The organism is Variovorax sp. PEI5, from assembly GCF_056679935.1.
Map to the genome: position 1 here is coordinate 1,231,755 of NZ_CM155257.1, position 14,470 is coordinate 1,246,224.

General features: G+C 58.7%; 10 protein-coding genes. 7 read left to right on the plus strand and 3 right to left on the minus strand.

The window, feature by feature from the left end; translation table 11 throughout:
* Nucleotides 1-31: 31 nt before the first annotated feature.
* From AC1MLT_RS05660 to AC1MLT_RS05685, 6 genes are all read left to right on the plus strand, one after another.
* Nucleotides 32-1,813, plus strand: coding sequence for a DUF6538 domain-containing protein (locus AC1MLT_RS05660; protein ID WP_481034284.1), 1,782 nt, complete (start codon nucleotides 32-34; stop codon nucleotides 1,811-1,813).
* A 274-nt stretch (nucleotides 1,814-2,087) separates the two neighbouring features.
* A complete protein-coding gene (locus AC1MLT_RS05665; protein WP_481034285.1) occupies nucleotides 2,088-2,438 on the plus strand; it encodes a hypothetical protein in 351 nt (116 codons plus the stop codon).
* Nucleotides 2,439-2,441: 3 nt separating this feature from the next.
* Nucleotides 2,442-3,299 carry a hypothetical protein gene (locus AC1MLT_RS05670; RefSeq protein WP_481034287.1) on the plus strand — a complete coding sequence of 286 codons (858 nt, stop codon included), beginning with the start codon at nucleotides 2,442-2,444 and terminating at the stop codon, nucleotides 3,297-3,299.
* Nucleotides 3,300-3,722: 423 nt separating this feature from the next.
* Complete coding sequence (locus AC1MLT_RS05675; protein WP_481034288.1) at nucleotides 3,723-4,436, plus strand: hypothetical protein; 714 nt, start codon at nucleotides 3,723-3,725, stop codon at nucleotides 4,434-4,436.
* 1,056 nt (nucleotides 4,437-5,492) lie between these two features.
* Nucleotides 5,493-5,759 carry a hypothetical protein gene (locus AC1MLT_RS05680; RefSeq protein WP_481034289.1) on the plus strand — a complete coding sequence of 89 codons (267 nt, stop codon included), beginning with the start codon at nucleotides 5,493-5,495 and terminating at the stop codon, nucleotides 5,757-5,759.
* A gap of 112 nt (nucleotides 5,760-5,871) precedes the next feature.
* Nucleotides 5,872-9,348, plus strand: a complete 3,477-nt coding sequence (locus AC1MLT_RS05685) for a hypothetical protein (protein WP_481034291.1) — start codon at nucleotides 5,872-5,874, stop codon at nucleotides 9,346-9,348.
* A 1,175-nt stretch (nucleotides 9,349-10,523) separates the two neighbouring features.
* Here the strand turns inward: AC1MLT_RS05685 and AC1MLT_RS05690 are convergent.
* From AC1MLT_RS05690 to AC1MLT_RS05700, 3 genes are all read right to left on the minus strand, one after another.
* Nucleotides 10,524-10,793 carry a hypothetical protein gene (locus tag AC1MLT_RS05690; protein ID WP_481034293.1) on the minus strand — a complete coding sequence of 90 codons (270 nt, stop codon included), beginning with the start codon at nucleotides 10,791-10,793 and terminating at the stop codon, nucleotides 10,524-10,526.
* A gap of 252 nt (nucleotides 10,794-11,045) precedes the next feature.
* Complete coding sequence (locus tag AC1MLT_RS05695; RefSeq protein ID WP_481034294.1) at nucleotides 11,046-11,963, minus strand: AbiTii domain-containing protein; 918 nt, start codon at nucleotides 11,961-11,963, stop codon at nucleotides 11,046-11,048.
* Between the two features lie 405 nt (nucleotides 11,964-12,368).
* Nucleotides 12,369-12,566 carry a hypothetical protein gene (locus AC1MLT_RS05700; protein WP_481034295.1) on the minus strand — a complete coding sequence of 66 codons (198 nt, stop codon included), beginning with the start codon at nucleotides 12,564-12,566 and terminating at the stop codon, nucleotides 12,369-12,371.
* A 703-nt stretch (nucleotides 12,567-13,269) separates the two neighbouring features.
* Between AC1MLT_RS05700 and AC1MLT_RS05705 the strand changes: the two genes are divergently transcribed.
* Entirely contained in the window at nucleotides 13,270-14,358 is a 1,089-nt protein-coding gene (locus AC1MLT_RS05705; protein ID WP_481034297.1) for an acyltransferase family protein, read from the plus strand.
* The last annotated feature ends 112 nt before the right edge of the window (nucleotides 14,359-14,470 follow it).

Consider the following 14,470-nt stretch of genomic DNA (forward strand, 5'->3'; position numbering starts at 1 on the left):
GCTTCATAAAATTGAACCTGGAGAGCACCGCATGGCAGCACGAAAAATCACTGGAATGCATCAGCGCGGGGGGTCCACCAACTGGTATCTCCGCGTCATGATCCCCATGGCCCTCAGGGATTCCTTCCATGGAGGCCGTGCCTTTGTCAGGGTCAGCTTGAACACTGCGGATGCCACCGTGGCCCGCACGGTTGCCCTGGGAATCCATCAGACCTACGCGGACACCTTCGCCCGCCAGCAAGCCCAGCTACAGCCCATGCAACAGGCGGTCATCTCGCCCGAGCTGGCAGACCTGTTGGCGCAGCGTGCCCGTGCCCGCATCCTGGCGATGGATGACGCCATTCGCTTCGATCCAAAGGCCCTGGGGTCCTTCCTGACGGTCTTTGCACCTGAGCCTCTGCGCTTCTTCACGGCTGACCGTCCACCAAGGCCTAAGACGCTCGTTGAGATTGGCAAGCATGGCATGACCCCTGAGCAGCTCAAGACCTTGGGGCGCATCCATGACACCCTCGCCATGGGTCTTTCGTCCTCGCTTGCTCGTGGGCATCTCACCTATGGCGAAGAAGAGGCCGCCCTAGAAGCCCGGCAGCTGGGCCTGTCGGCCGATTGGTCCCGGAATCGCCCTGCCGTCCTGACAGTGCTACGGGCCGTCATCACCGCGTGGATTGACGTGGGCCGTCGCAACCTTGGTGAGGCAGTGACTACCCCGGAGATGCCTGAGCCCTCAGAGGGCCTGTTGCCTCGCGCAGATTCACCAGCCTCCCCCAAAGCTTCCCGGAAGTCCGGGGGGAACCTTCGGACCCTTTGGGACGTGCAGGACGAGTGGGCACAAGACAAGTCGAGGGACGCCAAGGCCAAGATGGGTCGCGCCTTGAAGATGTTGGAGATCAGCGGCTACTGGGCTCCCCTTGAGGGCCTGACACGCCAACACGCCCTGGGCTTCAAGCAGCACATCCAGACCGCCATGAAGGGCTCCAGCTCGAAGACGCAATCTGATGTCCTGTCCAACATCCAAGCTTTGATCAACTGGGCTGTGAAAGAACGCGGATACCTGGACGCCAATCCTTGGGCAGGAACGACCATCGCCAAGGGCAAGGCGACCCAGCGGGACACCTGGGACAACGAGGACTTAGAAACGCTCCTCGCCTCCGATCTACACCAGACCTACGCCCTGCCCTCTGATCCCCGTGGAGGCCATGACGCAGCCTATTGGCTCATCCCCATGGCAGTCCTCACCGGCTGCCGTCTTGCCGAGTTGTGCCAGCTACAGCTACGGGATGTCTCCAGCCGTGATGGGGTCTTGATGCTGTCCATCAATGAGGAAGACGGAAAGGCTGTGAAGTCATCCGCAGGGGTCCGACAGATCGCCGTGCATTCCAAGCTGCTTGCTCTGGGCTTTGCGGACTTCGTGTCGGACCAGCGGGCTCGCGCGATCTCTGCGGGTCTGGGGGACTCCATGCGCTTGTTTCCCGACCTCCATGAACAGCCATCCAGGTCAGGCGCTGTCTATGCGTCGGACTTTCATCGAGAGCTTTTCAAGTCTCAAGCGGTCTACAGGCGATGGAGGGACTTTCACTCGTTCCGGACAACCGTAGGGACCGCCCTGCGGGCCGTGCATCCACCGCTGGGAGAGGCCTTGATAACTGCCCTCATGGGTCATGAGCAGGGAAACGTGGGAGCGTCCAACTACCACCGTCCGGCCCCGGCAACCCTAAAGCGTGCGGTAGAGCACTTGGACTTCCCTGCGGTCCTAGCGCTCCCCAGGGTTTACAGGATCACGCCGCTTGATCCACAGGCTCAGCGGCCCGCTTGATCTTGTCCCGTATCCAAGCCGCACCACCAAGGCGCTTGCACTTATTCCACTCGTCGTCCGTCATGCGGACAGGACGGGACCTCATCAGTTCACCCGTAGGGCTGATGGCCTTACGGCCTTGGCCGCGATCACTTGGGGGTCTAGTTGTCATACTTAGATTCTAGTTTCTAGATGATCAGCCGCAACGTGATTTTGTACACACACAATCTACTTGCAAATCTCTGATTGCGCATCTACATTAACAGCACACCAACCAACCTAGTGAGCTGCCAAGATGATCGCAAACGCTGCAACTTTCACCGCCACCCAGCAAGCCGCTATCGAGGGTCTCCGCCTTGACCTGATTAAGCGCACTCACGCCGTCGTCTCGACGGAATACGGACAAACCGATTGTGGTCAGTCATGGGCCGCCCTGTGCGTCGATAGCCTCCCCGAAGGCTTTCAAGGCACCCCAGGCGCCCTGGTCTCCATCCTTGTCGGCACGGGTGTCTCTGGCCCCGCTGCTGTCATGGCCGCTGATGGCTCCCCGTTGGCTGACGGTGTGAAGTTCTCGCAAGCCGTGAAGGCCGCGCGGTCCGCTGGTGCCAGGGAGTTCCGCTCCCTGCGCAAGGCGGCCTATCATTAAGCCATGGCCCTCTACAGCCGACCAGAGACTTCATTCTGGTACTACGAATTCAAGGTTGAAGGAAAGCGGTACAGGGGTAGCACGAAGACCGCCAACCGCGTCCAGGCTGAGGCGTATGAGGCTCTAGAACGTCTCAAGGCTATCCAGGCTACCAAGGATTCCCGGGACGCCGTAGAAGGCGCTGTAAGCCGTACAACGCTCTGGAATGCCGCGCAGTCTTGGCTTGCTACGACGACCCTGGGGGACCGCAAGGGCAACCTGAGTCGTGTCCGAAAGCTGTTTGGCTTGGAAATGCGCCTAGTCGACGGTCTGTGGCGCGAGGTCGTTAGCGAACGGTTTGCCCTGTCCAAGACGGTTGCCGTAGCGGACGTGTCGCCTGGGGTTCTGGAGGAACTCAAGAATGCTCGGAGACGTGAGGGGAACAGTACAGCGACCATCGAACGCGAGCAGTCGCTGTTGCGGGTGTTGCTGGTGCATGCCCAGACGATGGCGGGAATCGGGCCAAAGACTCCCATCGCACCCGTCAACGTGCGTAGATCAGCAAGTGCTCAACGTGAGTTCCTGAGGTTTCAGCGGGCAACCCAGCTTGGACCCAAGCTGCCGACTTTCACATACGACGAGCGGCGGAAGCTTGGGGCGTTGGCTGTTCGTCTCTCCGCACATCTGCGGACAAGGATTGGCTCTGAAGTCAACCAAGACGACGGACATGGCGAGACATGTACTCTCAGAGTCAAGCAGGGCCCTAGACAGGGCCTCGCCCTGGCTGTGGTGGCGCTACGTGAATGGGACTTCAATGAATTCCTCGCGGAGGTCCGGAAGGCCCAGGTTGACGCCATACGGGTCTTGAAAACCGTTAACTAGTTGGCTTCTACTCAAACCCCTTGAACCGAATCCGCACCTCCGTTTGCGATACGCGAGCAAACTGGTAGCCCTGTCTAGGGGATTCAAATGGCCGCCCTCGCATTCTTCGTCGTTCTACTGTTCGGTCTGGTCCAGCTCGGGGTCGGATGGTCTGGTATTGAGCACTTGTGCGGGTGGGGCTGGGCACTTGCCGTATGTCTTCTAGCAGTAGCGACACGATTCACGCTCCCGCTGACCATCGGTGTTTTCTTTGGTGCTCGGGATGTCCTGGGGTGGCACTGGCTAGCCGCGCTGGGATTGGCCCTTCCCGGGATTCTTTTCATGGTCCCAGCAGCAATGGTAGCAATCTCGTCGCTATTTCTGCGCAAGCGGGTAGGCTGACAAAGAAGATTCTCAGGCTTAGAGTTAGTGCAAAATAGGGCAATGAAATACGACAACCCTGCCGCGCGACTTCTGGCCGTCCTGCAAGCCGGCCGTAACATTCCAGACGGTCATTCATGCAGGGATACTTGGGCCTCTCTTTTGGAAGCAGAAGGCGACGAAGTCCTATTGATGTCGAGGCTTAGCAAGCTCATGGCGCTAGTCTCCGAAGCCGTTCAGAGCCTTAAGGAAATATCCCCCGATCAAGACGACGACTCATGGCGTCACTGGGCCACTACAGTAAATAATGCGTTCATGGTCCAGAACATGCATGGACATTGGCAATCTTTTAACGGTTCGATTGACAATCATACTCTTACCTATCTAGGCCTATCGGCTCGACTTTTACATCAGCACGAAAAAAACAAGGTCGCAACAGCGGACGAGATTACTCAAATCAGAAGCAATTTGCTTTCTCTTTTGAATGAAACCCTAGAGTCTGAATGCGATCTGACGGTTAAAACTTATTTAGTCAAGAGTTTCCGCAAAATCATTGCCGCGCTCGATGATTATAAATTGACCGGTGCCGATGGCATATTGGAGGAAATAGAAGTCACTGTAGGGCGCGCATTACGCGATGCGCCTTATAGGCACTTTCTTTTCAAAACTGATCTGGGCCAAAAGATCAGAGATACACTATCCACAGCCGCCAACATAGCGACGATTGGGCCGACAGTGCCTCTGATAGCTAATGCTGTCGTGCAATCATTAACTTGATTCAAATTTAAACCCCTTTAATAAGCCTCAGCAATCCTGAGGCTTTTTTCTTTTATTGACCCCTACATAACATGAACTTTTTCCAAAACGCCGCAGCCTTAGCCGCTGAAGCTCACGGCACCCCTGCTACCCGTATGCACACCAGCCGTCTCACGGACACCGTGCAATTCCGTGGAAGGCTGGGGACCGTCATGACCCCCGAGCAACACAACGCCACCTTGGACCACGTAGACACCATCTACGCGAACTGCCAGCGCGTGCAGGTTCTCCGCATGGATGACGTGGGGGCTGTGGCGCATGTGTCGTTCCCAGGGACCTGAGTAACACCCTTTTCTACGTTTAACGTAGACAAGCCAGCAAGGCCCGGTGATTAAAGCGACACAGGGTAGAGACCGTAAGGCCGCCTCGCAGAGGGTTAGGACCCTGTGTACACGGCGCGTGTACCGGCGACCCCTTAACCGGTACTTCGCCCCTGTTTGTGCCCATTTGGGAACACCCACAAACCCAGGAAATGTCTGGGTTTACCACGTCATCCTACGGAACGCGCAAACGCCCTAGGAAGCGCGGGTAGTCGTCGCCGCCACCTGGGTAGCCCCTCAGCCTCCCCGCGCCTCCTGCGCTGTTCTAGAGGCTTCCCGATAAAAGTACAAGAGAGTAGTGGACCCTATGTGAGGTCCATCCTCAATCACTCCGCAGCCCGGCCGTTCTGGCCGATTTGCTGCATCCCCTTTTGTTCATTACAGCCTGCTGGATCAGCCGGCATGACACCCCATGCGCACGAATACCGACACCACTACAGCGCCCCTGAAGCAATGCCGGGGCACATGCCGCGAGGTCTTACCGTTGTCCCAGTTCTACAGACGAGGGGCCACCACGCCGGCTTACCGGCCAATCTGTAAGGTCTGCTGGAAGGACTTGAACGCCGCTGCCCACCAGAACCGCCAAGAGCAGCGCGACCGCCGAAAGAGCCTCCTGGGTCTTTCAAAGAACTCCAGCCGTCCTGCATGAATCGCCGCCCTATCTGGGGCGGCCCCTTTTGTTCATTACTTTGCGTCAATGACCAACTTTGTCACCGGCTGGAAGACCCCGGCCCCCAAGCCCCCACCCCGGAAATACCTGAACGCCGCTGGGTCTCCATTGACCCTCTGTAGCTTCCATGCCCGAGGCCAGTGGCTCCTGACCTTCGCCGATGGAACCACCCGGATCACCACGATTCGTCCCACGGTCGGGATGACCAAGATTCACAACGCCACCGTTGCCAAGACGGCGCGGCAGTCCGGCCCAAAGCCCGTAGACATCGCGCCGCCGAACACCTGGGACTGAAAGGTCCCGCCGACATCACCCGCAGCCCCCGACGACTTCCAAGGTCCCGGGGGTTTTCCTCGTTTGGGCCCGCCGCCATAAGCAGCCCAGCGAACACAACTGAAAAAATCACATGTCAGCACTCATCGCAGCGCTCGAAGGGGACACCCTGCCGGCCACAGGCGACGGTGCCGTGGGCTCACGCCTCCAAGGCGCCGCAGACTCCACGTCCACCCTCCTGAACAAGGTGGGCTCCCTGGGTGAGGGCACGGTGTTCGACCGGATGCCCCACTACCCCCCGGGACTCCGTGGTCTCCTGACGCAGGGCCTGGACCAGTTCGGGTTCCTGAACCGCGCCATGGGCCGTGGTGACGCCGCAGCCCCCGAGGCCGAGGCGATCAACAACGTGTGGCGCCAGAAGGGCCGTGCGCTCCAGGAAGACCTCAAGGGTTACCTGCGCGAGGCCCAGACCGCCCTCGGGGAATCCAAGGTGGCCGCGAGACTCCGTGGGGCCGTGGACGACCTGAGCAACGGCAAGGTCCAGATGAACCGGATCACCCGCGAGGAGTTCTTCGGCGAGGCCGTGGCTCACATGCGGGCCAAGATGACGAACAACGTCATGGCCGAGCAGGAGATCAAGCAGCGCCTGTCGATCAATGGCCGGACCCCGGAGCAAGTCGACAAGCTGTACTCCAGCGTGATCAAGGCCGCCGAGGCGTCGACCCGCCACATGGACAACATGTTCAAGCAGGCGGTCGACAAGGGTCTGGTGGACCCCAAGATTCTCCAGCAGGACTATGGCCTCCCGGTCATGTTCGTGCGTGGCGAGATCATGCGTAACCGCTCGAAGTTCGAGAACATCGTCATGCGCCTGCTGGAGAAGCAGCCGCAGGAGGAATGGCTCCGCGAGAGCGGATGGGTCCGCGACAAGGTCGATGCGGTGGGCACCACGCCCGCCGTGGAAGCCCGGACTCTGGAGGACATCCAGGCCGACCCGGTCCTCTGGAACCAAGCCCTGCGCGAGTGGAACGGCGAGCTGGAACACAACCTGCGCGAGCAGGCTGCCACCGCCTGGACTGCCGCAGAGCTGAAGCTGGAGCGGGCGATCAACGAGGTCGACGCACTCACCGAGGGCCTGAAGCTCCACGAGAGCGACAAGAAGGTCAAGACCGTCCTGGCCGCGAAGACGCGAGCACGGGCCATGGAAGCCAACTGGCAAGCCCGGAACCTCGGGTACGCCAAGGGTCGTGCGGAGGCCGCAGAGGCCCGCCTACAGTCCCTGGGGAAGGAGTACCCCGACCTCCTGGACCTGGGCGAGTACGCTGCCCGGAAGTTCGAGGAGACGGGCCCAGCGGTCGATGAGGCCCTTGAGGGCGCCATGGCCGCCAAGAAGACCAAAGCAGAAGCTGACGGTCTGGTGGACTTCCTCCGGGAAGAACGCAGCGGCCCCAAGGACCCCGAGTCGGGCAAGCGCCCAGGCAAGATGGTTCCCGGGTCCCCCGAGTACCTGGAAGCCATGGCGAAGATCGATGAGGCCCTCATGGCCCGCAAGGTCGCCAACGCCCAGCTCGCAGAAGCTGAGGCCGCCCTGAGCGCCGCAGCGACCAAGCAGCGTAATGCTGTCCAGTTCCGCGAGTCGGTGGTCAAGGAGGTCGATCAGTACCGCCGCGACAAGCACGCCGCTGACACCAACGAGGGGATCGTGGAGATGCTGGACATCCAGCGCTCCCGCCTGGACGAACTGCACGCCAAGGTCGCCGAGGCCCGCAGGGCTCAGGTGGAAGGTATCCAGGTCTGGAAGGAAGCCCGCAAGGGTCTGAGCATCGGACGCAAGGAACTCCGCCAAGCCAAGTCCCAGTTCCGCAAGACGGGCCGGGCCTTCGACGCCGCGAGCAAGCGCACCCCCAAGGCAGAGTACGCCGAGAAGCTGGCCCGGTCCCTCAGCGGACTGGATCACTACCCGAGCGGAATGCTGCTGGATGAGGCGCCTGAGATCGGTCGCCTGAAGGAACGTCGGTTCAAGTGGAACGAGGAGCTGATGGCTGAGGCCCAGCGCGAGGGGATGGTGGAGAGCGACCTGAGCTACATGATGGACCGCTACACGCGGGACATGGGTGGCCGGCTTGCCCTGCACGACGCCTTCGGTGGTCAGAGCTACAGCACCCTGGCCGCCAAGGCCGACGAGGAACTCCGCCAGTGGGTTGAGTCCGTCCCGAAGGATCACCCCGAACGCGGCGCCCGAGAGACGATGCACGAGAAGGGTCTGAAGGACTTCAAGTACATGTGGGACCGCAATGCCGGCAAGGGGACCGTGGAGCCCACGGACATGGCGAGCTTCGCCGTGAAGACCCTGATGAACGGAGCCTACATCCGCATCGCGGGTGGTATCTGGAAAGCAGCCATCCAGGACGTCGCCACCGCCATCTTCACCAACCCACGCTTCGTGAGTCAGGTGCTGACCAACGCTCGGGCCTACTCGAAGCTCCTCAAGGAGATCGACGCCCGTGTGTTGAACGACGCTGACGGACGCTTGGAGGGGCTGCGCCAGATCAAGGTCCTGATGGCCTCCATGGAAAACGCCTCGCACACCGGGGTCTCCCAGCGAGCCATCGGTCGTGGGTCTGCTCTGGACCAGTTCGGTGTCGGTGACGGGATCACCCGCAAGATGACCCGGGAGCTGGAGGTCGGTATGCAGAACGTGGGAGACAAGGTGACCTGGGCAACCGGGCTCAACCTCGTGTCCGACTTCACGCGCCGCACCGCTGCCTTCGCCCACATCGCGGACGTCGCCAAGTTCTCCAAGACCCCCTGGGACTCCCTGAGCCACTCACGCCGTGCTCAGCTCGCCTCGATGAACATCGGTGGCCCTGAGTACGCCAAGATCGCCGAGCAGATGCGCAAGCACAGCAAGAAGATCAGCGGCCTCGTGGACCCTGGGATCGATCAGTGGGATGACCCCCGCATGGTGGAGGTGTTCGAGAACTTCATCGTGAAGGCCCAGAACCGCTCGGCCTACACGGAGAGCATGGGCGCAGTGCCCGTGGGTCTCCATGACGGCAGCATCTACTACAAGGCCCTGGGTCAATTCCAGAGCCATGCGTACATGTCGCTGCGGTTCTTCCTCCAGGCAGCCGTGCAACGCGGCGCTGTGACCGGGGACTACTACTCAGGCATGGCGGCCTTCGCGACCTCCATCGCCCTGGGGACCGCCATGTCCATGCTGCGGGCCTACGAGAACGGCAAGCTCGATGAGAAGCTGGACTCGTGGACCGAGAACCCTTCCACGCTCGCACGCGAGATGGTGGATCGCTCGGGAATCCTGGGGGCCGCCAGCCCCTACTTCGACATGGCAACGAAGACCGGCTTGGGCGCCCACATCAACAACATGTTGGGCACCAAGTTCTTCGACCCTGGCACGAAGTTCTCCCAGAACAGCGCGGTCGCCTCGGCCTTGGGTCCTGCCTTCGGGGAGGCCCAGAACATCTACACGGCGATCTCCAACACCGTCAACGGTGACTTCGACAAGGCGGGCCAGAAGCTCCTCAGGCTCCTCCCGTTCAACCAGCAAATCCGCTTCCTTCAGGAGGTGGACAACTCCCTAAACCAGTAAGCCATGCGGCCCGGGTGTCCTAGCTGTCCTTCGGGTCAGCCTGGGTCCCCGGGCCGCCCTTATTTGTGATGACAACTCCTACACCCCCACAAGGGGCCACCAAGACCTGTAGCGCTTGCAAGCTCGATCTGTGCCTCTCCTCGTTCCCACCAAATGGGAAAAGGCTCAGAAGCGCATGCAGGTCGTGCGAACGGCTACGCAAGCGGAAGCGCAGTAAGACCCCAGGAAAGAAGTACGGGCTTCAACACCCACCGACGCACAACTCCCTGTGCAATGCCCGGCAACGATGTAACAGCCCAAAGCCTCAGGACGGTCCGGGCTACGTGGGAATCGAATACAGGCTCAAGTATGCGGAAGTGGTGAGGTCCATTGGCCTACGCCCCCTGGGAACCACCCTGGACCGCGTGGACCCCTCGGGTCACTATGAGATCGGCAACATACGCTGGGCCACCCCGGCCGAGCAAGCGGTCAACAGGGGACCATACAGGCCCAGGAAGACCAAGGGAGAGCGGCTTAATTTTGGTCCAGACTTTCGCGACCACTCCTGCGTCCGCGCGTGAAGCCGGATTCCCCCATGCCCCCGGGGTCGCCTTCTGGGCAGCCTGGGAATCCTTGAGAGTCAGCCGGCCTCCTGGGGCCTCTGCCGGGGCTCTGCCGGGGCCGACGCCACAGGATCACCCACAGCCACCCGTGCCTCCGCCCTTTCTCCCTCTGAGGAAACGGTTGGAAGCATCGGATTAAGAATCCCGTGCTGGCCATGTGTGCCAGCGATCAGGTGACACAGCGGCGCCATGCATGGGCCTGTAAGAAGGGCTATGCAGCCTCCTTGCCCTACCTAAGTCATTGATTCATAAGGCCCTGAGGTCTCCATGGACCGTCCAGGCCCAAGGGTCTCATACCCTTGTGCGGCCCCTCCTATGGGTCTTTTGAGCTTACCAGGGGCACAGGGACCCCGGAGGCTTTCAGAGCCTCTCAGACGCCTTCGGACACCTCTGCAAGCCTCTCTGGACCCTGTGGGTCATGGGGAAGCCCCAGGAGACCCTCAGACCCCCTAGACCTCCAAACCATTTACTACCATGCCACGCCATTCCTCAGGGCCCCTGGAGATCGATAAGCGCCTTCACAGGCCGCATCCAAACCTCTTACCGTCGCATCGACGCTGCACCCTATGCAAGCTAATCCTGCCTCTCGATGCACTCCACTTCTATGAGCGCAATGGTGAGCGATACAAGTGGAATTTGAGCTTCTACGGGACCCGCTGCAAGCCCTGCGCCTCCAAGGCAGCTATGGAACGCAAGGCGGCTCAGCGAGACAAGGTCAATGAGCAGGCCCGGCAACGCCGGGCGGCCAAAAAGGAAGCTGAGCGCTTTCAAAACCCTGCCTTCAAGGCTGTATGCAAAGAAGCGGAACATCAGAATGCGCGAGAAGCATTTGAGCGCCGTCAACGTTTAGCTTGGGCCAAGAAAACTCTTAAGGTATCTCGCAGCGGGCCCTACGTTGATGCAGTCAAGCTCATGATAAAGAAGAGACAAGAGGAATACGCCTATCGACGTCGAGACCGTCCTGTACTAAGCGAGGATGTTCAACGGGAAAAGGCCCTTAGCGTTGCACTGTCTCGCCCACCCGCTGAGGTCATGGCTGCGCTTAGGGCACTCCACAAGTCACAGGCTGACGCTAGCAATTTCGATTAACGCTGCCTAACCACTCACACCGAGATAAGCCATCACGGCTTGTCCTGCAAGCGACGCCAATGAATCAATCCCTTTATCTGCAACTTTAGTCCCCGCTTTAATTGCCAAGTCACTTAACCACCCCTTTACTTTAGAGCCTAGACCGGGCCCGCCATCAGCACGATCATCTTTCAATGCAATTTCAAGACTGGGCAAATTATCAGCGGGCACACCCAATTGAACCAAAGCTGCAAAAAGTGACCCAAGATCGCCGGCCTCAATCCCGTTAATTATCGACTGGTTGACGCCTTGACTTCCAACAGCCATGTTTTGAACGCTTCCACCATTGATAGTCGTATTAAAAATTTGAGTCACTTTTTCTTGTCCTAGTATTGAGGCCCCTGATTCACCTGCGGATGGATCGGCCCCCTCGATCTCAAGCGCAAATAACATCACGCGAGTTTTTACTTGATCCAATACTGCTGACATTTCAGAAACTGAGATTTCTGACCATGCCGCAGTACATTGACTCTGCGGAGAGAGCTTCTTACCACAACGCATAGCGAGCGGGAGCGGCCACGGTCTTCGTAGCGAAGGACTACTAAGACGCGACCCTCTGTTCGCAAGGTCTAGGCATTCAGCAATACTGCTTCTAAACCGCACATCCGCATAAAAATCTCTCAATTCCTCCGGCAAAGTACTTAATGGTATCTCTAATTCCCCACGCCAACTCATAGCCATAAAATACCCTTTATTATGAGATGTAAGCACTCGATAATTCGGCAGATCCGCTTCATCAGGGTATCCCTCCAACTCATGTTTAACCCATTGCTTTAATTGATCGTTTTTGAGTCTTGCAGCCAATACCAAACACAATCTTAGCAATCTAGCTACATCGACATCTCTGGAGACAGCTTCTTCGATTATTTGTTGCAGCAATCTCATTTTTATAGCGTAAGAAGTAAGAATTAGAAGACCATAGGCTTTGACAAAATTCTACTTCAGGGATCATGCAAGGTGATGACTAACAAGTGAACGGCCTTGCCAGCCCGTACAAACTTATGCATGATCTACGTGTGTCACTTCCTGGGGCACATGTCGAAGATTCTCCTTAGGAATCAAGGAGCTTCATAGGGTTCGATTCCCTTCACCCGCTCCAATCGACTTTCCGGCCTCTGCGCTGGAACCCGTGCCCGACTCATGCTTGAAAGAAGGCCGAAGCGCATTCGGTTTGCCAAGCAGATGGCATGGAGTCGGCATTCATGCATGGAGCGTCATGCACATGAGCGCTGCATTAATGGCCCAGTCGCTGGCGGCGCTCCAATGCATCCGATGGCACGCTCGCTGTCTTCACGCACTGCCACGACGCTCGCTCGCCCGAGCGTTCGTTCCCCACGGCTCGAGCGCAAGCGAATTCGTCGCCAAGTCAAATCGATGCGCGATGCTGAAAACAACGACATTCCGAACCATCTTCGAATATTCCTCGATTTGGAAAGCCGCCTTCGCATTGCAGACCCTGTCGCTCCATTGCAGTTCGAACGACGTCATTTCCGAAGTCTCGAAATAGTTTGGGGAACGAATTGCAGCGATCACTGAAACATCGATCCATTTCCATCAGCGCGAATCAGGGCGGCAATGCCCGGATGACACGTCGACGGAAGTCCGATGCGTGACGCCAGGGACCGAGCGCGACGCCCGCGCGGCCTGCCCAATCCACGCTCAGGGCCGGGAGCAGCCGTCTCCGACGACGGCAAACACCGCTACGACCCCTTCGGAAAGCGCTCAAAATTGAACGATCTCGACCGGCTTTGATGGCCAACGGAACGGCCTTCCAGGCCACTCCCCGGACCCGGAAAACCGTCTAATCCACGGCTTCACCGAGTCCCGCCAGCCGTGCCGACCAGAGTCGGATCCTTGCATTTCCATCCGGACTCTCAGGTGCCACCGGGCGAGGGCCGAACCGGGGACGGCGACTCTGAAGCAGACCATCGGATCGCGTGATTTCTAGAGTCTCCGCGGTGATGGCGGGCCCGGATCGCCACCAGCTCGAAAGTCACCCTCCTTCCACTTCGGCAATCGCAATTGATTGTGACTTGAAGACCGTCGCAGGAGATCCATGGCGCGTCGATCGACCCAATGCGAGGTATTTCCAGGCAGGACCATTCGAACCTCGATCATTTACCTGTTTCGTATCGCAGGCCAGAATGCATCGTCGTCGCGCTGTACCTGCTGCCGATGATTGGGAGCGTCCATGTCGAACGCCTTCCCACATGAATGCCGCACGCCCATGACACCGAACACGGTCAAGAACAACAACAACAACTTCAATCTGTTGAGGTTCGTCTTCGCAAGTCTGGTCATCATTTCGCACGCCCACGAAATCAAGGATGGAGACCGGTCGAACGAGATATTGACCACGATCTTCGGTTCGATCTCTTTCGGAGAATTGGCGGTCGATTGCTTCTTCGTGATCAGCGGCTACCTGATCACCAAAAGCTGGCTCGAGAATCCGAGATTCTCCGCCTTTCTATCGAGTCGCATCCTGCGGATCTTTCCGGCATTCATCGTCGCCTCCCTGCTGTGCGCGTTGATCCTGGGGCCCCTGTATGGAAATGCCAGCTATTGGCACGATTTCGACCCGGTGGATTATCTGAAGAGTCTCGTGACCTTGAAGCGACCCGCCATACCGCCGGTGTTTGAAGATACCTTCTACCCGACGATGAACAATTCGATGTGGACCATCTCCTATGAATTCAAGTGCTACCTGCTGGTTCTGGGATTCGGGATGGCGGGCATGCTGAGGCGCCGATATTTTCTGTTGACACTGGCTTTCCTCTGCGCCTGTCTCCAGATTTTCAATCGGATATCGTCGATTCCGCTTCCACACGAGGAACTGTCCAGATTCATCATGGCCTTCTCCGTCGGCGGCAGCTTCTATGTCTTTCGCCACAGAATTCCATGGAACTCGACGCTGGCGACCCTGGCATTCCTGCTGTGCCTGTCGCTGCTCTTCTTCCAACCGGTCGCGGAATTCGGGGTGTGCGTTTTCCTGGGTTATTCGATCATCTTCTACGCCCACCACGGAAAACATCTGCTCGGCTTCAATCGCGTCCCGGACATGTCGTACGGCATCTATCTCTATGCGTTTCCGATCAACAAGATACTGTATTGGCACGACCCCTCCCTCAATGCATACACAGCCATGGCACAGATATTTCTCCTGTCCATCGTCTGTGGCGCCCTCAGCTGGTACCTGGTGGAAAAGCCCAGCCTCGCATTCAAGAAGCTGTTTCGCGGCAAACGCATCCAAGCCACCGATCACCAGACGATCGCTAGCTGAAGGGACGTTCGCTCGCCGGCAACGGCTTCGCCAACCGGCGCGGCGACGATCCCAGAAGCAAGCGAGGAATCCGGCCACCTGCAAGACTTCGCCCTTGAAGGTCACGTGACGA

Excerpts from the sequence above, each read along its gene's own strand:
- AC1MLT_RS05660 (WP_481034284.1), top strand. The coding sequence starts at position 32 with ATGGCAGCACGAAAAATCACTGGAATGCATCAGCGCGGGGGGTCCACC.
- AC1MLT_RS05665 (WP_481034285.1), top strand. The coding sequence starts at position 2,088 with ATGATCGCAAACGCTGCAACTTTCACCGCCACCCAGCAAGCCGCTATC.
- AC1MLT_RS05670 (WP_481034287.1), top strand. The coding sequence starts at position 2,442 with ATGGCCCTCTACAGCCGACCAGAGACTTCATTCTGGTACTACGAATTC.
- AC1MLT_RS05675 (WP_481034288.1), top strand. The coding sequence starts at position 3,723 with ATGAAATACGACAACCCTGCCGCGCGACTTCTGGCCGTCCTGCAAGCC.
- AC1MLT_RS05680 (WP_481034289.1), top strand. The coding sequence starts at position 5,493 with ATGACCAACTTTGTCACCGGCTGGAAGACCCCGGCCCCCAAGCCCCCA.
- AC1MLT_RS05685 (WP_481034291.1), top strand. The coding sequence starts at position 5,872 with ATGTCAGCACTCATCGCAGCGCTCGAAGGGGACACCCTGCCGGCCACA.
- AC1MLT_RS05695 (WP_481034294.1), bottom strand. The coding sequence starts at position 11,963 with ATGAGATTGCTGCAACAAATAATCGAAGAAGCTGTCTCCAGAGATGTC.
- AC1MLT_RS05700 (WP_481034295.1), bottom strand. The coding sequence starts at position 12,566 with ATGACGTCGTTCGAACTGCAATGGAGCGACAGGGTCTGCAATGCGAAG.
- AC1MLT_RS05705 (WP_481034297.1), top strand. The coding sequence starts at position 13,270 with ATGTCGAACGCCTTCCCACATGAATGCCGCACGCCCATGACACCGAAC.